Source organism: Blautia sp. HCN-1074 (assembly GCF_037890165.1).
In the GTDB taxonomy this organism is placed as follows: domain Bacteria; phylum Bacillota; class Clostridia; order Lachnospirales; family Lachnospiraceae; genus Blautia_A.
The window spans coordinates 1-22,120 of record NZ_JBBKBP010000020.1; the positions used below are offsets into that span (position 1 = coordinate 1).

General features: G+C 38.2%; 19 protein-coding genes and 1 pseudogene. 2 read left to right on the forward strand and 18 right to left on the reverse strand.

The window, feature by feature from the left end:
* The 18 genes and pseudogenes from WKT11_RS14815 to WKT11_RS14900 form a co-directional block, all read right to left on the reverse strand.
* On the reverse strand, window positions 1-213 hold a 213-nt coding region (locus WKT11_RS14815), incomplete at its 3' end, for a hypothetical protein (RefSeq protein ID WP_340285175.1).
* Window positions 214-348 carry a DUF3789 domain-containing protein gene (locus tag WKT11_RS14820; RefSeq protein ID WP_002322987.1) on the reverse strand — a complete coding sequence of 45 codons (135 nt, stop codon included), beginning with the start codon at window positions 346-348 and terminating at the stop codon, window positions 214-216.
* A gap of 12 nt (window positions 349-360) precedes the next feature.
* A complete protein-coding gene (mobT, locus tag WKT11_RS14825) occupies window positions 361-1,557 on the reverse strand; it encodes a MobT family relaxase (RefSeq protein ID WP_101880313.1) in 1,197 nt (398 codons plus the stop codon).
* Between the two features lie 183 nt (window positions 1,558-1,740).
* On the reverse strand, window positions 1,741-3,135 hold the full coding sequence (locus tag WKT11_RS14830) for an FtsK/SpoIIIE domain-containing protein (RefSeq protein WP_340285176.1): 1,395 nt from the start codon (window positions 3,133-3,135) through the stop codon (window positions 1,741-1,743).
* 68 nt (window positions 3,136-3,203) lie between these two features.
* A complete protein-coding gene (locus WKT11_RS14835) occupies window positions 3,204-3,407 on the reverse strand; it encodes a helix-turn-helix transcriptional regulator (RefSeq protein WP_008787613.1) in 204 nt (67 codons plus the stop codon).
* Window positions 3,408-3,410: 3 nt separating this feature from the next.
* Complete coding sequence (locus tag WKT11_RS14840) at window positions 3,411-4,052, reverse strand: DUF3796 domain-containing protein (protein ID WP_025579173.1); 642 nt, start codon at window positions 4,050-4,052, stop codon at window positions 3,411-3,413.
* 102 nt (window positions 4,053-4,154) lie between these two features.
* On the reverse strand, window positions 4,155-4,538 hold the full coding sequence (locus tag WKT11_RS14845; protein ID WP_027089108.1) for a YdcP family protein: 384 nt from the start codon (window positions 4,536-4,538) through the stop codon (window positions 4,155-4,157).
* A gap of 15 nt (window positions 4,539-4,553) precedes the next feature.
* Window positions 4,554-4,880, reverse strand: a complete 327-nt coding sequence (locus WKT11_RS14850; RefSeq protein ID WP_027089109.1) for a YdcP family protein — start codon at window positions 4,878-4,880, stop codon at window positions 4,554-4,556.
* 238 nt (window positions 4,881-5,118) lie between these two features.
* Window positions 5,119-8,163 carry an SrtB-anchored collagen-binding adhesin gene (locus tag WKT11_RS14855; RefSeq protein WP_340285177.1) on the reverse strand — a complete coding sequence of 1,015 codons (3,045 nt, stop codon included), beginning with the start codon at window positions 8,161-8,163 and terminating at the stop codon, window positions 5,119-5,121.
* 667 nt (window positions 8,164-8,830) lie between these two features.
* Window positions 8,831-9,682, reverse strand: coding sequence for a tyrosine-type recombinase/integrase (locus tag WKT11_RS14860; RefSeq protein ID WP_055057923.1), 852 nt, complete (start codon window positions 9,680-9,682; stop codon window positions 8,831-8,833).
* Between the two features lie 76 nt (window positions 9,683-9,758).
* Window positions 9,759-10,889 (reverse strand): PDDEXK nuclease domain-containing protein, encoded by a 1,131-nt coding sequence (locus WKT11_RS14865; protein ID WP_081026437.1) that lies wholly within the window; start codon window positions 10,887-10,889, stop codon window positions 9,759-9,761.
* A gap of 202 nt (window positions 10,890-11,091) precedes the next feature.
* Window positions 11,092-11,367: pseudogene (locus WKT11_RS14870) on the reverse strand (TnpV protein); the annotation flags it as partial.
* A gap of 216 nt (window positions 11,368-11,583) precedes the next feature.
* On the reverse strand, window positions 11,584-12,789 hold the full coding sequence (locus tag WKT11_RS14875; RefSeq protein ID WP_055057922.1) for an ATP-binding protein: 1,206 nt from the start codon (window positions 12,787-12,789) through the stop codon (window positions 11,584-11,586).
* Between the two features lie 180 nt (window positions 12,790-12,969).
* The gene (locus WKT11_RS14880) at window positions 12,970-14,301 is read right to left on the reverse strand and encodes an ATP-binding protein (RefSeq protein WP_287642854.1); all 1,332 of its coding nucleotides are present in this window, start codon (window positions 14,299-14,301) and stop codon (window positions 12,970-12,972) included.
* A 290-nt stretch (window positions 14,302-14,591) separates the two neighbouring features.
* Window positions 14,592-15,407, reverse strand: coding sequence for an MBL fold metallo-hydrolase (locus WKT11_RS14885; RefSeq protein WP_118247770.1), 816 nt, complete (start codon window positions 15,405-15,407; stop codon window positions 14,592-14,594).
* A 56-nt stretch (window positions 15,408-15,463) separates the two neighbouring features.
* Window positions 15,464-16,291, reverse strand: a complete 828-nt coding sequence (locus tag WKT11_RS14890) for a carbohydrate ABC transporter permease (protein WP_118247769.1) — start codon at window positions 16,289-16,291, stop codon at window positions 15,464-15,466.
* Complete coding sequence (locus tag WKT11_RS14895; protein ID WP_118341622.1) at window positions 16,291-17,154, reverse strand: carbohydrate ABC transporter permease; 864 nt, start codon at window positions 17,152-17,154, stop codon at window positions 16,291-16,293. The genes WKT11_RS14890 and WKT11_RS14895 overlap by 1 nt, the downstream gene beginning before the upstream one ends.
* 58 nt (window positions 17,155-17,212) lie before the next feature.
* A complete protein-coding gene (locus WKT11_RS14900) occupies window positions 17,213-18,544 on the reverse strand; it encodes an ABC transporter substrate-binding protein (protein WP_118341621.1) in 1,332 nt (443 codons plus the stop codon).
* A gap of 174 nt (window positions 18,545-18,718) precedes the next feature.
* Between WKT11_RS14900 and WKT11_RS14905 the strand changes: the two genes are divergently transcribed.
* Window positions 18,719-20,476 carry a sensor histidine kinase gene (locus WKT11_RS14905; RefSeq protein WP_119243858.1) on the forward strand — a complete coding sequence of 586 codons (1,758 nt, stop codon included), beginning with the start codon at window positions 18,719-18,721 and terminating at the stop codon, window positions 20,474-20,476.
* Entirely contained in the window at window positions 20,473-22,062 is a 1,590-nt protein-coding gene (locus tag WKT11_RS14910) for a response regulator transcription factor (RefSeq protein ID WP_118247765.1), read from the forward strand. The genes WKT11_RS14905 and WKT11_RS14910 overlap by 4 nt, the downstream gene beginning before the upstream one ends.
* The last annotated feature ends 58 nt before the right edge of the window (window positions 22,063-22,120 follow it).

Sequence of the window (22,120 nt, forward strand, 5' to 3'; positions counted from 1 at the left end):
AATAATCTTGTTGAACAGCTCTAACAGTACATCTTTCACACCGCCAGCGTTGAATACCAAACCGACAGCAATCAAGGCAACTACTAAGAAGCCGATAAGTTTGGAAAACTCACGCTTGAACCCTAAGTAGATACCGATAACCACAATCGCCATAAGCACTAAGCTCTGTGCGTTTGATAAAAACCATTGATATAAATTTTGTCCGAAATTCATTTAATTGTCCTCACTTTCTTTTAATTGTTTCATTTCACAGTCAGCTTCTTTGCCGACATTCAAAATACACATCAAGACTACGCCGATACCCATTCCCATAGATACCAGCAGGAAGTCTTTTAATAATACCCACATTTTTTATCACTCCTAACTTTCTATCAAATCTTTTGCAGGGGTCGTCTGCTGTTTGATTATCATTTCATGCTTCTCTGTAAGCTTTGCCTGCTGTTCGATTGTTTCCATGTAGTCTGTCCCATTTCCTTTATCAATCTTTTTCAGCATTTTCAAGGTCGGTGCTACCTGCCTTTGTACCCAACGTAATGTACGGTCTAAGGTGTAAGGCTCTGGCTTTGTCGTCAGCTTCAAGCTCTGTCTGTTATCGCCGATAAACCAAGCCCAGCGGTCATTGAGTTTCCAGTCATTTTTTCGCTTGTCGGGTTCTTCATCAACAAACCGCACATACTGGTTGATGATAGAAAAGGCGGTCTGCTCTGCGTCATAATAGGTCAGCAAATCTCGTACTGCATAATAGGCACGTTCATTTCTAAGCCGTATCTCAAAACGGTTGATAATGTCGGCTTCTTCCAGAGGTGTCCCTAACTTGACATACTGCTCATAGTCCTTTTCATAGATACAAAAATACACATCTGATTTCAGCGACCCAAGATAAAGGGTACGTCCCATATATTCTCTGTCGTCCTCTCTGTGCTTGATAAGCTCGCCCGACTGGTAAAACTTATAGCTTCTGGACTTTCCGATATATTCCCGTTTCCTGCATTTTTCCGCAAGCTCTGGAATATCCAAAATGCCCGTATGGTCGTTGATAGCAAGGTCGATACGCTTCATCACGCCACCGTCTACCAATGCGTCCATGAGGAAGTCATACCAGCTTCGTTGCTGTGCCAGCAGGTAACTTTCAAACTGTCGGCAACCACGCCCCTTTAACTCTAAAAGGACACCTTTTTCTTCGTCAGCCGACGTATAGATAAAGATGTCCCCTAAAGAATAATGCTCCGTATAACTGTAATGTCCGTAATCTTCATGGAGCATATAATTGATATTCAGTTTTAATATATCTTTGATGATGTGCTGTATATCCAGCGTGGGAAAACGAATTTTCACATAATCAAACAGCATGGTAAGCGGTGCTTCTGGATTGAACCTTGCCACTTCCTTGTGCAGAGTTTCCAGAAGCTCCTTTGACGGCTTCATTTTTCCGCTTTCTATCTTGTTGAGATATTCTCTTGTGATACCAGAAGCCACCGCCAGCCTGCCTTGTGAGATACCGTAAGCAATCCGTTTCTCCCGTAATTCTTTTATCCATTGTTCTTCATTCAGAACCATACCCCCAATCTGTAAAGTGTGAAGTTTTTTAAGGCGACTTCACAACTGATTTTTGCTAGAAAACCATGCCAGAAGCCTTATGTTTCCTATGTTTTTTGTCTATTGTCTATTTGCAAACGTACCCCTCTGTTAGATACCGAGGGGTTTTACCTGCTGGCGTGGCTAACGCCACACCAGCAACGGCTAGTCCGTGCCGTCGCCTTTCGCTTCGCACGTCGCCGTCCCGTCCTGCCTTGCTTGTGCAAGAGAGCCGATAGTCTGCAAAAAATCATGTCCTTTCGGGACTAAAGGCGTGTAAAACTCACTGATAACGCTTGTTCCCACATCACAATATCCACGCCCCTTGATACGCTTCTGAAAAAACTGCTTTTTCACATCTGAACCAAACAGCATACCGTAACCTAATTCGCTGATACGCCCAAGTCCCACACGGAAATTGAAGTTATCTCTGATACCGTCCGAGAAATACTTTGCGTCTGGACGCTGGCAGGCAACGATAAGGAAATAACCTGCTTGTCGCCCTAACATAACGATTTTCTTTAGCTGGCTAAGTAAGCTCACGCTTTCTTTCGTCCCCAGCATTTCAAAAAACGCCACATATTCATCAAAGATAAGAAAGCAAGGTGGCAGTCCCAGATAGGCGTAGTTTTCGCCTGTCTTATAGTTCGGGTGTCGCTTCATTTCCTCGCTTCGCTGTACCATGCCCTCATAAAAGGCATTGACGCAGTCTATCATTTCTTCTTTGGTATGGTAGACGTTTGGCATGACCGTTCCTAAGTCCGCAAGGTCGCTATTCTTCGGGTCTAATATGTAAAGGACAGCGTTGGTATGCAGTAAGGCTTCAATGAGCGTCAGCAGAAAATAAGTTTTACCGCCACCAGTTCCACCAGCAATCAGAGCGTGGGGGAGTGCGTCATATTCCCAGACAAGATTTTTCATCAATCTAAGACAGCCGTTTTCTGCCCGTACTTCATCAATGGTAATGCGGTTCGCTATCATATCATAAAGCAGGATATATTCGATATAGCCGTCATGCATAGTCTTGTCGGTCAGTTCGCAATATAAGCCACTTTCTAATTTATCCTCTAACCGTAAAAGCTGGTCTTGATATTTTCCTAATGTGATTTCACAGCGGATATGAAGCAGTCCCTTTTCCATTTGATAATAAATCTTCGGAAACCAGACGATTTTTTCCCTTGATCTGCTTTGCAGGTCAGTAAAAAAACCGCTGTCTTGTACGGTATCGGCTTCATACCACTTATTTTCCAGTATCATTCTTGCCAGCTTTTGACGGTGCAGGAGCTTCTTGAAACTGTCGTAACAGAAGCGATAATACAGAAAAGCGACCAATGCACAAACACCAGTCGCTATCAGTATGGTTATGAAGTTGTAAGGGGAGAGCGTCAAGCTGTTCTCTAACAAGCTGAAATGCTCCCAATCGGTACGCATAAGCTGTTTCATATTCAGTAGCAGAAGAACCGCTACAAATACAAACAGAAGCGTTCCTATGGAAAAGTGGTAGACAAGGTGCTTGTCGCTGGCTCTGATACGGTGTCCTTTGTTACAAATCTTACGCATAAATCAATCACTCCTTTCTGGATATGAAAAAAGCAGTCAATCCTAAGACTAACTGCTTTAAACTGTCTTTATTCAAAAATAAATATATCTTCTATCGGAGCTTTTACAGCTCTTGAAATATCTATTGCCAATTTAAGTGACGGATTATATTGTGCTTTTTCTAATCTCATAATAGTTTCACGACGAACACCTACAATGTCAGCGAGTTGTTCTTGTGTTAATTCTTGTGCTACACGATATTTTTTTAAATTACATACAAACTTTGCTTCCATAATTTATTCCCTTTTTTCATAACGATATAATAAATAGTTGCTAAGAAAAAGAACAAGAGCATAGATAAGTGAAACAGAAATCAGCATAAATATTGCACACCACTCAACATTACGGGAAAACATACCTATTGCCATAAGCCAGATAACTACAAATAATAGTTTAAAACCTATCTTGTAGGCTTCTAATTGTGCCTTACGTTTATTTTCTTGAAAAAGCTCATCTTCTAAGATATGAGAAAGTTTACCTTCAAAGAAAAAACTGAAAAAACCAAAAAATATGAAAAAAGCAAAAGGAAATATTTCTCCAAATTTATAGTATGTCCAAAATCCGCCAAACCCCAGAAAACCAAACATTCCACAAAATCCCCAGTAAGGAGAAATTGTTCTTGAATATCGTTTTTCCCTGCTGTTTTTTGAAAAGACATTTTTAAAGCAGATAATTACTATATAGATAGCATATAGTGCTATTAAAGCTCCAATTACTAACATAGGAATATCCTTGTAAGAAAATACATATTCCGACATATCCATATTTTTGACCCAGCGTCCATCATTGTATAATAGGGAGTAGATTGTACCAACAATAAGCAATAAAGCACACCCTACCCCCATAAAAATAATTTTTTTAATTTGTTTCTTTGACATATTTATCTCTCCTTTCAAATGAGATGTTTTTGTATCTTTATGAGATAAATATATCACTCCGCATTGTTCGTGTCAATCAAAATTAAGACAAATACATCACTTTTATTTCTTCGGCTGTCCCTGCGGTGTAGGGTTCTGTGGGCTACCTGCGTTCTGGTTGCCTTTATTCTTCAACACAATATCCTCTGCCTTTACATACCAGTCCACATCTGCACCCGTATAGGTTTTTCTTGATACCGTATCGGCTACTGGATTGACAAGCTCCACAACTGCATTGTAAGGAAATTCCCTTAACGGTACTTCTGGCGGTACAGACACGGGGATAATTCCACCGTGCAGACTGCACTTCAAATCATAGATACGCTTTTTAAGCTGGGTACTCGGTGTCCCGTCCTCATTCTGCAAGAACACATCACGTACCGCTGTAAACTTTAATTCTCCAAATGTTTTCTCTTTGTCAATAACAAACCCGTTTGATAATCTCATAAATTCTTCACTCCTTTACTTTTCTTCAACTGCTACAATATCATCAGCAACTAATACATAATCGGTATGTCCCATATCCCCGATTGCGTAACCTCTGCCGTATAACTTCGGATTGACAAGTTTTACTTTCTGTTCATACTTGAAATGCTTTTCGCCAGCCTGCACAGGAATTTCCACCACAACATTTTCGCCTTTCTGTATGTCAGAATAAAGGTTATAGCTTCGTCTGGCTAAGACCCTGCGGTTATTTTTATCTCTTTCAAAGACTGGCTCGCTTTCGCCTGCAAATTCAAGAGTTCCAAAAGACTGTGTCATATCTGGCACGACATATTTCATTTCCATATTGTTTTACCTCGTTTCTTTCTATATTTGATAAGTTTTTTAATTGTGATTTCTTATTCTGGCGGTTTGGGAAGTACCAGCAATCCCCCAGATAGTAAAGGGTAAAATCAATGCTTACGCACCCTTGACTATCCGTGTTCTTGCAGGTTGTAGGCAGACAAGCCAGAATAAGCAAAAATCTGCCGTTTGACAGCTTCGGCGGAGAGCGTGATTTTTCTTTCCTCATACCGTTACCGCCTTATGATTTCTTCATTTTACGGCGTTTGTAAAGATATGTTCCAGCCAGTCCACCAGCAGACGCAAGCAACATCACGATAAATGCCATTACATTTGTACTGTCGCCCGTTTTGGGACTGTCGCTAGGTCTGCTAGGCTTTTCTGGTGTCGGTGGTGTTTCGGGTTTCTCTGGTTCTTCTGGCTTTTCCTTAAAGGTAATCGTCTGTCCCTTATCCTCAATATTCTTATGTTCGGTAACTTTCTTCGGTTCGTCTGGATTGCTTAAATCGTACAATTCCTCAAAAGTTACAAGCTGTTTGCTGTCAAGAGAAGTAGCGTCAAAGGTAAAGGCAACTTCCACTTTCATAGCTTCGCTGTCAGCGGTAAAGGTATAATCACTTTCCACACGCTTTCCATTGATAAGAAGTTCTGCATTTTCTTCTTTCAACATCTGCCAGCCCACAAGTTTGTACTGTGTACCGATTTCTAAGCCCTCTAAGGTTACGGTATCAATGATTGTTACCTCTTTTTCAGCTTCAAGCTCTTTGTTGCCGTCTTTATCGGTAGCGGTTGTATGTATCTTGATGATACGCTCTGTGATAAGTACGGTCTGCCCGTCGTCCTTAATGTCTTTATGCTCCGCAACTTTTACGGGTTCGTCTGAATTGCTCAAATCGTATAATTCCTCGAATGTTACCAGATTTTTACCGCCAAGCTCGGACGCATTGAATGTATATGTAATTTCTATTTTCATTTCCTCATCATCAGCGACAAAGGTATAGTCATTTTCTACACGCTTTCCGTCAATGACAAGCTCGGCGTTTTCTTCCTTTAACATCTGCCAACCTTTGAGCTGATATTTTGAGCCTTTTGTAAGTCCGTCTAATTTGACCGTATCAACGATTGTTACCTCTTTTCCTGCAAGGATAGTCTTTTCGCCGTCCTTGCTGGTCGCTGTGGTATGGATAGAGATTTCTTTTTCGTATTCATCAGTCAGCGTCCCTAAATCAATCACAAGGTTATTTCTTGATACCACGATTTCAAAAGGTGGGATAAGTTCAAAGCCTTTGTTACTATCACAACGCATTTCTTCAATGATGTAGGTATCATAAGGTAATGCACCCTTGCTGTCGTCTGGTTCAGAAGTTCCAAACCACACACCGTCCTCGCTGGTCTTTCCTGCGTTGGTATTGTGCTTATGAGAAGCCCATTCAGCAGAAGTGGAGAATTGCCCGTTATCATCAGTTACCACGACGTGATTTTCGCCCGTTGTCTTGCTTGTGATCCTAAAAGGAACATCAGCAAGACGCTTGTGTGTGCCTGCACCGATTTTTACACCCTCAATATCTCCACGCTTAATCTGATTATAGATAGAATGGGCTTTTTCGGTTAAGTCCACGATTTTTCCATTTTCTGTGATTGTAAAATCAATCGGCTTTGCACCGTCAGTTAAGTAACCGTTGGGAGCTTCACTCTCAACGATACGGAATTTTCCATAAGGTAAGAGGTCAGAAGAAGTAGAAGCGACACCCTCAATATCTGTACGAATTGTCTTTACCACTTCATTTTTCTTGTATAACTTGCCCTCAACCAATACTGCATTATCATTTAAGGAAATGATGTCAAAGGCAGTATCTTTCAAAGTGGCACTTCCTTGTGGCTTTGTATCGCCCGTTTCTAAATCTCGTTTCTGAATTTTGACACCGCCACGGATAACCTTGTCTGATACGGAAAACTGGTTACTTCCAGATAATACGGCAAGGTCGCCGTCCTCGGTAATCTGTGTTACATATAAGCCTTTTATCTGTTCGGACTTATCGCCAGCCTGCATATATGCACCCTCTAACAAGTAGCCGTTTGGAGCTTTTGTTTCTTCTACGGTTAGTGTTCCAAGTGGAAGAACCGCCTTGCCGTCCTGCATATAGAAGCTGTCGCCAGATACTTTGCATGTGTCCGCTAATTTTGTGATGTAGTGGGTTGTCCCGTCGCTGTCTGTTTCAGCGATTGTCTTTGTAACCCATGTACGAGTAGCTTCGGCAGGGAGATTGTCTTTATTGTAGAAGCCAGCATAATACTTCCATGTAAATTCCGCACCTGCTAAAGAAGCGTTCCCTTGCGGATTGTCTTTCTGTGTTTCCATATCAATCTTGAAAAGCTCAATCAAAGTGTCCGTTACTTTTGGCGTATCTGATACTTTCAAAATTGCTGTCTTTCCAACTTCAACCTTTAAGGAATATACAGTTTTATCCACTTTATATCCTGCTGGTGCGTATAATTCCTTGATATAGACTGTGCCTGCTTTTACCTCTGCAATATCTGTGTTTCCGTTTTCATCAGTCGTAAGGGTGGCAAGCTGTTTTGTGCAGTCTTTATCAGAAAAGACACCGTATGTTGCACCAGCGATTGAGTAATTCCCGTTACCGTCTGTGATGCTGGCATTACTGGAAACCTTTTGCAGTTTCGTATTTCCGACATTCAGTTTCGCCCAGAATTGTCCCAATTCCTGCCCCTCGCCAGAGTAGATATAACCGCCACATTCATAGCGTCCTTTATTTTCTTTGACAAAGGCTTTCGCACCAGAGAAAACTTCGTCCTGCGTAGCCTTTGGAATTTCATCATAAGAAGCTCGCACGTTATCACATTGCCAGCCAAGATGTACGCTCAATCTCTGCCAGACTACAAGCTGTCTTAAAAGATAAGCGTGATTTTTGCTTATTCCGCTGTGGCTGTCTGTGTACTGTTTTACATATTCGATAGATAAGGCAACGTCGCTTATCTGGTCGGCACTCATACGGGTGCTTACGTCAGCTCTGGTCTTGTAACCATTCTTAAAGTCTGTGTTGATGTCAATACAGTAAGCGTCCTCGCCCTCAACGGTCAAATGTCCCTCATTAAAGGTAGAACCAATTGAACCGTCATTCATTACTTTTTCAACGATACCGACACGCTCTTTTGACTCCGTCCAGTATTGCTTACTTTCTGCATGAACGGGTGTAGTCGGCAAAGCAGTAACGACAGTTGCAAGAGCTAAGAAGCCCGTACACAATCGTTTCCATGTCTTTTTCATAAATCTAATGCTCCTTTCATTTTGGGTAATAAAATAGCCGTCCAATAAGAACGGCTGGAAATAGAAAAGGAACGTCATGTTAGGCGTTCCATAGTCTATGAAATATTCAATTTTTTATACTGATGTGTTACTCATCAAAATCTCAAATCAAGGTTATTTGACACCAATTTTGACACCAAATTTTTGTATATTGACGATTTTTGATGAAATGTGATAAATTCATAAAACCCGTGAAAAGCCTGTAAATAGGCACTTTACGGCACTCTATGAACTAAAACAAAAGCTACGCTGTAATAACAAGAGGTGAGTGCTAATTTTTTGTGAAGATTTTGTGAACGCTACGAGCCATGCAAAATGGTGAAAAAAGACGCCCTGCTAGTTTACTTGCAAAGGCGTCTTTTTTTGCTATTTTATAGGGCGACAGCCCTACAGCGAGGGAATTCTTTCCCGAGCTGTGCATGGCGTAACATTCTCTTTCGCACTCGATTTTCTTGATTTGACCACATTTTTACGACAAATTCTTGGAAAAATATATTCGTCTGATTTTCTTACCACATTTTACGACAACGGCTTATGGTTTATACCACAGCAGGTACAGTTTCCGGCAGATTCATTTTAGACATCTCATTTTCCACGTGAGACTTCTCTGCAATATGATTGTAGACATTCATTGTAATCTGTGCATCTGAATGTTCTTCGCTCCGCTACGGTCGGTGCTAAACGGATGTCCACTGGACATCCAGCACCCCATCACATACTGCATAACTTTGGGATTGACATTGTTCTCACCCAATCTGGTACATCCCGTATGACGAAGAGTATGCGATGAAATAGAAGGCATCAGGTTCAGCTCTCTCTGTTTACGGAACGCATCATATACCATCTGTGTCATAGGAATGTCTCTGATTCCTGCATCCGTTTTGGTTTCTGAATCATGGAAACAATATCCTTCATCACCTTCATAATACACAAGCTGTCCACCTACATGGATCTCCCGATTCTTCATATTCTCCACCAGGTAATCTACAATCTCCATATCCCGGACACCTTTCACATTCCCTTTTGCATCAAATAAGTGAAAACGGCTCAGTTCCGGTTCTTCTTTTGGATTTCGCTCAAACCGAAGAATATACTGTTCCAGTAATTTCTCAACTTCTTTCTGATTATCCAGTTTGCCAAGATACTCTTTCTCTTTGAACAACTGCCAGCCTGCTTTTCCATCAAGACCAGCGTCTTTGAAAAATGTCAGTAACTTATCATTTACCCACTTCACTGAACAGGAAGCCACATAATGATAGGCACACTGGCAACTTCCAGTAAACTGAATAGCTCTCATTTCTTCTATAAAGGAATCTGCACTGAAATAATATCCGTCATCTTCCTGCACCAGACAAAGTGCCTGATAACCTGACATCACAATGTTCAGTGCGATATCCTGATTGTCCACCAGAAAGATATAGGTCTGTGCTGTCCCTTCTGGATTGGTTTCCATATAATGCTTCAAAAACTTCTTGTTCAAACTTATCACTTCCTTTCAGGCAAAGAAAAAGACGCAAGCCATATTTCTATGACTCACGCCTTTCTCTACTCATATTTTATAAATCTTTATTTTCTTTGTCTTCTTCTTTCTGTAGATAATAAAATCTCTTCTGAATTTCAATCTCTTCTCGAAGCTGTTCTTCTGATGGAAGGCAAGTTTTATATTTAGATGCAAATAATTGTTCGTGCCCATGCAATATAGAATATTTTGCAATATCTTCGTCTGTATCAGAACATAAAATAATGCCTAATGTTGGATTATCCCCTTCATTTCGCTTCATTTCATCATACATACGAATATACATATCCATCTGTCCCACATCCTGATGTGTGATTTTCGACGTTTTTAAATCAATCAATACAAAACACTTCAAAATGTAATTGTAAAAAACAAGATCAATGTAATAATCTTCTTTTTCAGTTCGAATATGCTGTTGTCTCGCTACAAATGCATATCCTTTCCCCAACTCCATGAGAAATTTTTGAATATGCGTGATAATTCTCTGCTCCAATTCACTTTCTGTAAAGTCTGTATTAGAAGATAGTCCAAGAAATTCTGCTATTACTGGATTTTTGATAAATTCCAGCTTATCAGCCTGATAAGTAGCTGTTAGTTCTTTCATTTCTTTTTCTACAGGTTCTGTATTTTGAGACATGAGCATGCGGTAATAATACTGTGAAGAAATATTCCGTTGCAAAGTCCGAACGGACCATGCTTGCTCCTGTGCCTCTTTTGCATACCATACTCGTGCCTCTGGTGATGTTTCCTGAAGCAAAATTCTATAATGCGTCCATGACAAGGGACGCCCAGACTTTGGACGCAGTGAGTCCAAAATTTGAGGAAATTCCTGATGAAATTTCATATATTTATAAAGACTACTAAAGTCAAAGCCTTTGCCATATTTTTCTTTTAATTCTGATGATAGCTTTTTCATAGTTTTTTTGCCATAGTCCGCTTTTCCATTTTCATTCAGACACTCTATAGCAATTCGTTTTCCCAACAACCAGTTCCTTTGAACCAGAATTGTATCGACAGCCGCATACGCAATACTTTGTGCACTCTCCACGATTTCACATGTATCAGCAAATAAATCTCCTGTTTCATGGTAAGCAATCATACTTTTATTTAATTTTGGACTCGGTGAATCCAAACTTGTTTTTTCTTTTTCAGAATGTTTTTTTTCCATCAAAGCAACCTCCTTTTCGATAATTGTTGCGACACTGTCGCAACTTTTCCATTTTGAAGTTCCAGATTGATACCTCAAAACGATTTCTTTAAATCTCCAAAATCTATGTTCTTATTTTACCCCAACTCTTTCATTCTGCCTACTGCTATTTCATGTTCACATATAATAATGAGGTCGCAATCCACGACCTCATCCCCTTCATTTAAACATAAATTAATTTCCTGAGAATAATCTCTTTCGCAATTGCTCTGTGCTGATTAGCAGCACTTACCCATGCCATTTGATCTGCTTCTTTATCCCGCAGTGGTTCTTTTTCTTCCAACTGTTTCAGAATTACCTCTTCCCGTTCTCTGGCTGCCTTATCTACTTCCAGAAGATGCTCTCCAATGGTGTCCTGCAGAAGCATCACCTGATAAGTTTAATTTCGATGGTTCTTCAGATAATCTCTGCGAAGAAAACCATACTTGCCAAGTTGCTTCGCTGCCTGCGTTCATTTTATTAGCACTCTCCATTTCTCATCATTTTTTGACCACAAATTTACGACATTTACGACAAATCTGACACTGCTTTACAATACCAGACAAAATGACTGATGCCCCGGAAAGCCTGTAAAACAGGCACTTCCGGGATACACAAGACAGGACAAAAATCAACTTCCATTATCAAGTGATGAGTGCTAATTAATTTGCATTGTTCAGTCTACAATCCCCAATAACCAGTCTCTGGCATTAATACGTCGAATTCCCTCATATTGTTCTTCTGGTTCTTCATCCATTGTTAAGATAATCTTTGGATAATGATCTCGTATCGCCTGTAATGGTCTTAATTCTCTCAAAAGTGTATTTTCATCTCGTACAGTCAGTGCCACCTGGAAATATACCGTTCCCTTTTTATTCTGTGCCACAAAATCCACTTCATATGAATCGATTTTTCCAACATACACATCATATCCTCGACGTAACAATTCCAGATAGACTATATTTTCCAGAACATGTCCTGCATCTGCCTGCCTCGAACCTAAAAGCATATACCTCATTCCAATATCAACTATATAATATTTTTCAAGAGTTTTTAAATATTGTTTTCCCTTTATATTATAACGTTTTGCCTGATATATAATATAGCTCTCGCTAAAAGCCTCCAGATATTTTTCCACCGTTTTTGTATCAATTTTTCGCCCTTCTGAGGTCATCGTATCTGCAATTTTTTTTGATGACAATGGATTTCCTATATTATCAAATACAAATCTTAAGACACTCTTAAGCATCATAGTATCTGTGATTTTTTTCCTGTTTATAATATCCTTTACAACAATCGTATTATAGATTCCCTCCAGATAATCTCTGATCTCATCTGGCTGATTTTTTAATTCCAGTGTAAACGGAAATGAACTATTCTGCAAATACTCAGCATATTTGATTCCTCTGTCATTCATACTGCCAGTACTCTTCATATATTCCTTAAAAGACAACGGCAACATTTCAATCTGAATATATCTTCCTGAAATCATAGTTGCAATCTCACTGGACAACATATATGCATTGGAACCAGTCACATAAATATCTATGTTTTTTTTAATATAAAGACTGTCCAGCACTTTCGGAAAATCTGTTACATTCTGAATTTCATCAAGGAAAATATATGTCATTTTTCCATCAATCAGACGTTCCTTTAAATATTTATATAATTTCCTGTAATCTGTCAGTTCTTCATAATCAAGATCTTCAAAATTAATAGAAATAATCTGTTCTTCCTCAATCCCATGCTCTTTTAAATAATTGCGATAAATTTCCAGAAGCATAGATTTTCCACAACGTCGTACACCTGTAACAATTTTAATCAACTGCTTATCTTTCCAGGCTATCAGTTTTTCTAAATATTCTTTTCTTTCTATAATCATAATAATGCTCCCTTCTTTTTTACTAATTATATTCCAAAATAGATATAAAAATAAATAGTTTTAGGATTTCAATCCTAAGACTATTGATTTTTATATTTTTATCGGAACAAGAGTCAACTTACTATCTGTTTCTGCGTGAATCAATATTTTTTTACTGTATGATTCGCCTCCACATAGCTATCATTTTCCCCTGAGATATCGTTTTAATAAGAACGTACAGAAATATGGGAATGTGTAAATCCCGTCTTCTATTCCAACATTGCTGTCTGCAAGTTTTATTCCCCAGTGAATATCTCCATAAGAATCACCGGATATCAATTGCCTCAATGACTTAGATCGGTTCCTGTTCGCCTTCACTTCTACCGGAACCAGCTCATCCTTTGTTCTTACAAAAAAATCTTCTTCCAAGGTAGCATTTTCTTTTTTATAGTAATATAGTCCAAGCCCCTGTTTCACAAACGCCTCTGCTACAAAATTTTCATATAAAGCCCCTTTGTATACTCCAAGATTTTTATTCGCCCGAAGATCTTCTTGTGCTTCCTCATCTAATGAAGCAATCAACAATCCTGTATCTGGATAATAGATTTTGAATTTTGAGTCATCATAGTTTCCCTTTAATGGAAGCTCCGGATACTGCAGACAATAACATACAGAAATCACACCTGCATCTTCGAGCCAGGTTATACATCCCATATATTCCCGACTTCTGGCTTTTTTGTCTATTTTACTTAATTGAAATTTTTTATTTTCTTTTGCAAGCTGTACAGGTACGTTCCGATAGACACTTACAATTTTAGTCTGATCCAGACCTTCAGCGTATTTTCTGATATCCTCTTCATAATCCATCTGGATCTGTCTCTGGATTTCCAGAGTATCTGTAAAAAGATTTTTTTCAATATATACTTTTACTACTGCAGGCATACCGCCAAGTACACAATATTCCAAAAACAATTTTTTATAGACTGATAATTCGGTTTCTGAAAATGGAGTTCCTGTCTGCATATGTTTCAGGATATCTTCAATGTGCTTCTCTGAGTATCCTTTTGCCCACAGAAATTCTTCAAAATCCATCGAAAACATTTCATAATCTGTTTTATATCCCACACTGTTACTATGAATTTTTCTGTAATTGATTCCAAGCAAAGAACCACTGCATATGACATCAAATCTTCCATCTATCCTGAATGACTTCAGAGCAGTTGCAATATCCGGAAACTCCTGTAATTCATCAAAAATAATCACAGTGTCACCTGCTATAAATTTTTTTGATGTATCTATCATAGAAATATTTTTTATAATATCTTCAACAGCATATCCGTCACTTAATATTGTTTTATATTTAGGTTCCAGAACAAAATTAATACTCACAATATTACTGTAATTTTGTTCTGCAAAATGATTAATAGATTCCGTTTTTCCAATCTGCCTTGCACCTTTTATAATTAACGGAAGTCTTTCTTCATTTTTTTTCCACTCTAACAGATACTCATCTATCTTTCTTTTTAAATACATAGAACTGCCCCCTTTCTTCAAAGCTATCACGTTTTATGAGTATTTGTCAATTTATTTTTCACGTTTTATGAGCCTTTATTCATAATATTTTCACGTTTTTAACTCAATTTCTCATCTTCTCACTACATCATAGACATTCCATCTCCACATACAGAAAAATGTCCCAGGTTAGCTACCAAGGACATTTTTCGTGTTTTTATACTTACAATATACAATTTTTTAGTCATACCGTTAGAGTTCACTTGAAACAATACTATTAACTCACCTCACGTAATAGCTTCAAATTCTCTTTATTTATCCTCTGAATGCAATGCTGCAAAATCTCCATTATAAAGTCGACTGTCTTTATACTTATAAAACGGTGCATGGAAAAAATGAACCTTTTCAACTTTTGCCTGTAATTCACCAGATAAAATCATTTCCCCACATGTCAGTGTTTCTTCTGCTTTTTCAATTGGAATCAGACAATGCCCACCGCCACAGATGTCAAATGAATCTTTTCTTGCAAAAATTCTTTTTCCAGCCTCATACCATTCCTTCAGTAAAGCCTCTCGATCCTTGGCCGGAGCACAGATCAGTTCCAAATCATTTACACTGTCACCGGAAAACAAAATTCTATCCTCTTCATCCAGAATACATACAGATCCAGCCGTATGTCCTGTCATCTCATATATAACCAGCTTTTTATCTCCAAGGTCAAAAATGTCCCCTTCTTTCATAAAACGAAACTCTGGTTTCTTATCATTTTTTAGTTCTTCCGCAATACTCAAGCTTCCAGGTGCAACAGCACCGGCACTTTCCATATTCTTTAAATATCTTTCTCGATCTTCTACCTTTATATTCAACGCAGCCTGATAATCTCTTTCATTAATATAAGCCTCTATAAACTGACCACATCCGCCAGCATGGTCTACATGTCCATGAGTAATCAGCACAACATAGGGATTGTCTACCAAAGACTCTACCAGCCCCTTAAAATCACCGATTCCAGTTCCTGCATCAATTACTGCAGACATTTTACTACCCTTTACTACATACATGGCATTCAATCCACTCTCATCAACATGCCAAACACCTTTTTTTATTTCATTTACAGTCCAACACATATTTTCTATCTCCTTTTTCCGTATTAACCGTCACTATTCATCACAGCCAGTAAAACTTAACCTTTCACCGCTCCCTCAGTTACACCTTTAATAATGTGCTTCTGACAAAGAACATAAAAAATAATTACCGGAATAATTGCCATAACAAGCGCCGCAGAACCAAGATTCCATTTCTTTGTGTAAGCACCAAAGAACAGATAAGTCCGAAGAGGAAGAGTTTGCGTTCCACTTCGGTTGATTGTCAACGATGGGAGTAAATAATCATTCCAAAGAGACATAACATTCAAGATTGCAACAGTTACTGCAATTCCCTTAATCAGGGGCAACACAATTGTAAAGAATATTCTTGGCTGGCTGGCACCATCAATTGACGCAGCCTCTTCCAACTCTACCGGAACATTTTTCATAAATCCATGGAACAAAATGATCGACATAGAAGAACCAAATCCAAGATTTACAAGCATCAGTCCTGGCATATTAATCATATTTAATTTTCCCATTTCTGCCAGTAATGGAAGCATAACACACTGAAATGGAACAAGCACTGCAACAGAAAAAATGGTAAATATCAGTTTGCTTGTTTTTGTCTTATATCGTACCAGTACCCACGCTGCCATAGAACAGCAGATCACGTTTGCAACCGTTACCGTACAGGTTATGATCAGGGAATTTTTGATGGCATTCAGGTAATCCAGTTCTTTGAACGCTGAAATATAATTGTCCAAATTCAGTGTCTTAGGAAGCTGGAGAACACTAATATAAATTTCTTTTAAAGATTTAAATGAGTTAATAAACAATAATAAAATCGGGAAGATAAAAAATGCTGCCAGTATAATACAACACAAGATAATCACTGTTTTAGAGATTATTTTTTTCCTCTGCATTACATCTCCACCTCCTTAGATTTGGTAAACATCAGTTGGCTTACTGTAATAAGTGCAACTACAACAAGGAAGATAATTCCTTTTGCCTGTGCCATTCCATACATGTTTCTTGAAAATGCTGTATTACAAATATCCATAGTAAGCATTTCTGTAGATTTCGCCGGGCCACCTCCAGTTAAAGTCAGATTCTGGTCATACAGTTTGAAACAATTTGTAAGAGTAAGGAAAAGTCCAATAGTAAAAGCAGGCATCATCAATGGAAGCTTAATTTTCCAGAAACACTGAAAAGAACTTGCACCATCAATTCTCGCAGACTCCAACAGATTTTCCGGAATATTCTGTATCTGTGCAATGTAGATCAGCATCATATATCCGCTCATCTGCCATACAACAAGAATAACCAAACCCCAAAAACCTGTAGACTTAGTAGAAAGCCAATCACAAAGCCAGTTAATTCCAAGAAGCTCTCCAATACTGTCAAATACATCACAAAAAATAAACTGCCATGCAAATCCTACCAGCACACCACCTACCAGATTAGGCATAAAGAAAATACTTCTAAATAGATTTTTTCCCTTTATATTCTGAGTTACCAACATAGCAGTTGCAAATGCAACCGCATTTACCGCTATCACTGTTATAATTACAAATTTAAAAGTAAAAACAAAAGCATTTTGAAAGTAAATATCATGAAATGCACTGATGTAATTGTCCAGAAAAACAAAATCACAATTTGAATGGAGTCCGTCCCAGTCTGTAAAAGAATAATAAATACCTGTTATTGTAGGAATTACAACAGCAATACAAAAAGTAATCAAACAGGGAGCAAGAAAAAGCCAGAATATTTTTTTCGATTTACGCATATCGTTTCCTCCATAAAAGGACAGCCAGAGTGTTTTCCGGCTGTCCTGAAACTTTTCTTTATCTCATTTCTGCCCAGTTTGCTTTTGCTTCTTCAACAACAGCATCCCACTCTTTTTCCCCGGCAATATAGCTCTGGATTCCAGCGCCTAATAAATCAGACCAACCATCTGGATAACCACCAAATACTAATGAGAACGTATTTCCTTCTTTTGCATATGGTTCACATGCAAGACTGATTACGTTTTCAGATGGAAAATCTGCAAAATTATCAAATGGAAGACTGATATTAGAAGTAATTAATGCTTTTCCTTCATCAGACATAAGCAGCCAATTTACAAAATCTTTTGCAGCAGCTTTTTTTGCATCATCTGAATTCTTGTTGACAACAAAATAGGAAGCAATACCATAACAGATATTATCTTCATCCACTCCCTTTAAAGGCATTGGAAGAACGCCAATGTTCTCACGAAGTTCCGGATCAATTTCATCGATTACAGGAGCAACCCACTGTCCCATCTGAATAACAGCTGTTTTTCCAATACAGAAGGAACCGCCCATTGCACTATCATAATCAACTCCAACCAATGCTTCTGGTTTGTCTGCATCAGGAGAATATTTTACCATCAGATCAATATAGTCCTTTAATGCATCTGCATATTTAAAATCAAGAGACTTCGCTTCATAAGTTTCAAATGCAGTTCCAAACTCTGCCTGAATTGCCGGATTTGCACCATGATTTGCAAGTACCCATGATTCTGCCGCCGGAAGTGAAACAACCGCTTCAAGATCTGGGAACTGATCTGCAAGTTCTCCTGCATCAATAGCATCCTGAACTTTGCCAAAAGCTGCATCAATATCATCGTAACTCTTTAATGTAGAACCATCAATGCCACAGGCCTCAAAAACAGCTTTGTTATACAGCAGACCATAGCACACTACACCTGATGGTGCACCAACTATTGCATCCCCAACTTTACAGTCACTGACATTGTTTTCATATATATGCTCCACCCATGGCTGGTCACTAAGATCTTCAATCATATCGCCAAATGTATCAAAATCTGATGCACCTTCCATAACCACAAGATCCGGTGCCTGACCACTTGAAATTTCAGCCTTTAATGTAGAACGCCAGTCTGTACCGCCGCCAACAAGTTCAAGATTAATTTTCACGTTCGGATGAACTTCATTGTAAGCAGCGATTTCCTTCTCATACAGTTCTTTTCCTTCTACAGAATAATTATAATATGTAATCTCGGCATCCTCAAGCTCTTGATATTCATAATCTCCGGATGACTTTCCTTCTGCGTACACTGCAGATACATTTCCGGCAAATAAACCTGCTGTTGTTGCCATTGCCAACAAGGTACTGATTACTCTCTTTCTCATAAATAAAAACCTCCTGTTCTTTGATGTCTTTATTATATTCTCATTTATAGTGTTTTTCGATTCCAGAATAATGACATCCTATACCAAATTTTTTACCACCTCTTTTTTTCCGAATCTCATATGTTATAATAAAAAAGCAGAATAATTTGATACATTTATAAGAAAGAGGTTTGTATGAAACAAAAAATAACTCGCCCCATCAGTATTCGAATCAAATACACACGTTATGTGATTCCTATCTTACTAATCACATTTCTCTCCATCGGAGCAATTGATACCATATTTTATTTTCATTCTGTGAAGGAATCCTCCGAACATGAACAAACAGCCTACTCTAATACGGCGCTCACATCACTGGAATCCTATTTTTCTCAGTTTACCTCCGATTCCAGTATCTTTTTCTATAAAAATGCAACACAGAACAATCTTATAAATATAACACAGGATGATGGGCTGGAATTCCAACAGCTTTTATTAAACGATGCTCCCTATTATCCTTCTTTAAGCATGAACTATTCAGATAATGTATTTTTTATCACTAACAACGGAAAGCTGATTTCAACAACCAACTACTCATCACAGTTGGTATCCGATCTTTCTCCCTCTTACATTACAGAGATTCTGAAAAAAGGTGATGATTTTCACGGATTACCTTTTCTCTTTGGGAGTACTGATGATTCAGATAAATTGTACATATGTAGAAATATTTATCAATGGACTGGAAAAACTGAAACTACAGGAAAGAATCGTCTTGGTACACTAATCGTAGAACCCAAGGCTACTGTTTTTGACAAAATCTTTTCCCTTAATAGTAACGTGTACCAATTTGTTTTAATTGATAATAATCATCATATTTTTAGAAATACTACTGAACTTTCAGAACAGAACATTTTTGAGCTCGTAGAAAATAAACGTCTGAATACACAGACGTATAAATATACAGCATCTTCTTTTTCCACCAGCATAAATAATCTGCAATTATTGCTGATAACTAATCAGTCATTAGTTTATAAAAATGCCCGGATGTTTGTAATCCTGTTGCTTTTCCCCTCTATTCTTGCTCTGATTGCAATCATCGGAGCAACACGCTTTATCTCCCGGAGCATAGCAGATGAATTTGACTATTTTATGGAAAAACTGAATAAAACAAAAGCGATCAATAATGATGCATTTATCCATATGGAGAGTTCCATTGAATTTTCCCAGTTATCCAATGTATACAATCAGACTCTTTCACGTATCCATACATTATCTGAAAAGATCCATGAACAGGAAATTCTTACAAAAAACATTGAAATTGAGAGCCTCCAGGCACAGATCAATCCTCACTTTCTTTACAATACTTTAAATTGTATTTCCGGCCTGGTAGATATGGATAGAAAAGAAGAATGTCATCATGCTCTGACTGCACTTGCAGATATTGAACGCATGTCCCTGAAAGGCAAGCCATTCAGCACCATAGAAGAGGCTTTGTATTATGTAAAAGAATATACCTATATACAGAAGCTCCGTTTCGGAGATAATCTGTCCATTTTAATTGATATTCCCAAATCACTATACCATTACTATATTCCCAAACTGATCATCCAGCCTCTAATCGAAAATGCAGTGATCCACGGAACATCAAAAATCTCTGACAAAGGTATCATTGCCATTCTTGGAAGTACCGATGGTACCAACCTTCAGATTTGTGTAAAAGATAATGGTCCAGGTTTTTCCCGGGAATTTCTTGAAGATTTTTCCAAAAGTTTTCAGCAAAAGCCAGCCACCTCTTATGGCATTTACAATATTGATAAACGACTAAAGCTCTATTACGGCGAAGATCATGGACTGATCCTACAGAATAATGAAAACAGCGGAGCATGTATCATAGTCCGCCTTCCTTTGAAACTAGTGGAAAAACCAATTGAGAAAGCAGGAAATTTGAAATGAAAATATTACTTGTTGACGATGAATCAATTGCACTTCAGACCATGGAAAATATAATCCGGCAGTCTGACTTTAAATCCCATACCATCCTGACAGCTTCTAATGCAGCAGATGCCTGGACCATCATTCAGACAGAGAATCCAGATATTCTGTTTTCGGACATTCAAATGCCCTGTGAAAACGGAATTAGTCTTCTTCAGAAAATATCCGAATCACAGCTAAAACTGCTGGTCATCTTTGTCTCCGGATACTCTGAATTTTCTTATGCACAGGCAGCTTTGAAATATGATGCTTTTGATTACCTTCTCAAGCCACTGAACAGTGAGGTATTTCTTTCCTGTCTAAAGAAAGCCATAAATGCAATTCAGGAACAGGAAAATATGGAAAAGCAGAAAAAAATGCTTTCCAAATTTTTTAAGGAAAATCAAAGTCTTTTGAAAAAACAGTTTATAGAAACTTTGCTGATTAATCCTGTTACCAGTTTTTCACCAGAACAGCTCCGACAATGTCTCTCACTTGGTCTAAACCCGGATCTATTTTATTTAATTGGGGTTAAGTGTAACACTACGAACAGGATGAACATCCTCCAGAATCAGGAATACTATATTTCTTATTCTCTGTCTAAGAAGATCAATAAAGATTATGAGGGCATTGCATCCTGTTATATTGGAAACATTGTATATATTCTCATGCCTGTTACATCTGCTGATCCTATTGCTGAAGCCAAAAGTCTGGCCCATTCACTTGTCTGCTATACCAGGGAAAAACTTTTTTCTTCTATCACAATCGGAATCAGTGAACTTGGCAATTCTATTCAACAGTTTCCAAAGCTCAATAAACAGATACAGTATTGCTTTTCCTATAAAGCTTCCGATATTGTTTCACTAGAAGACAGCATTTTATTTTTTGCAGAAATAAATGATTACAATTCCAGTATTATTGAGATTAACGAGATCATTTCCAATCTGATCAATGCCATTCAGACACGTAATCTTTGTGATGCGCTGGAAATCGGAGATGCTTTTTTTTCACTGATACAGAATGAAAATCTGCTCAATCAGCAGGATGCTATCAAACTAGTAGAATTAAACCTCCATATCCAGCTTAAAAATTTCCTAGATGACTCTAAAGATAGTAATTACCTTACTACTCCGATCACACGCTATTGTATGGAACAACCTTGCAGCGAACACAGCAGAACTGTTTTTTCCAACTGTATTAAAAACATCATCCAGGAGCTGTCCAGTGTCACCACACGAAACACAGGGATAATCGTCAATGCTGTTATAGAATACATACATAAAAACTACGAAAAACAAATTGGATTAAATGATGCCGCAGAATTTATAAACCGTAATAGCTCCTATATTTCCCGATTACTCAAGAAAGAACTTTCCATGGGCTTTTCACAACTTCTCACAGAACGCCGAATGGAAGCCGCTAAGGATCTTCTTGCCCATACTACCATGAAAGTATCTGATATTTCAGAAAAAGTAGGCTATACTTCTACCAAGTATTTTAACCAGGTTTTTTATGCTAATTTCCAGATGACGCCTACAGACTATCGTTTTATCATGAAACAGTTGTAATATTCTTTCAAAGACCGCCCACCAGAAATATATCCTAAGAGACTGTCTGACAAACAAA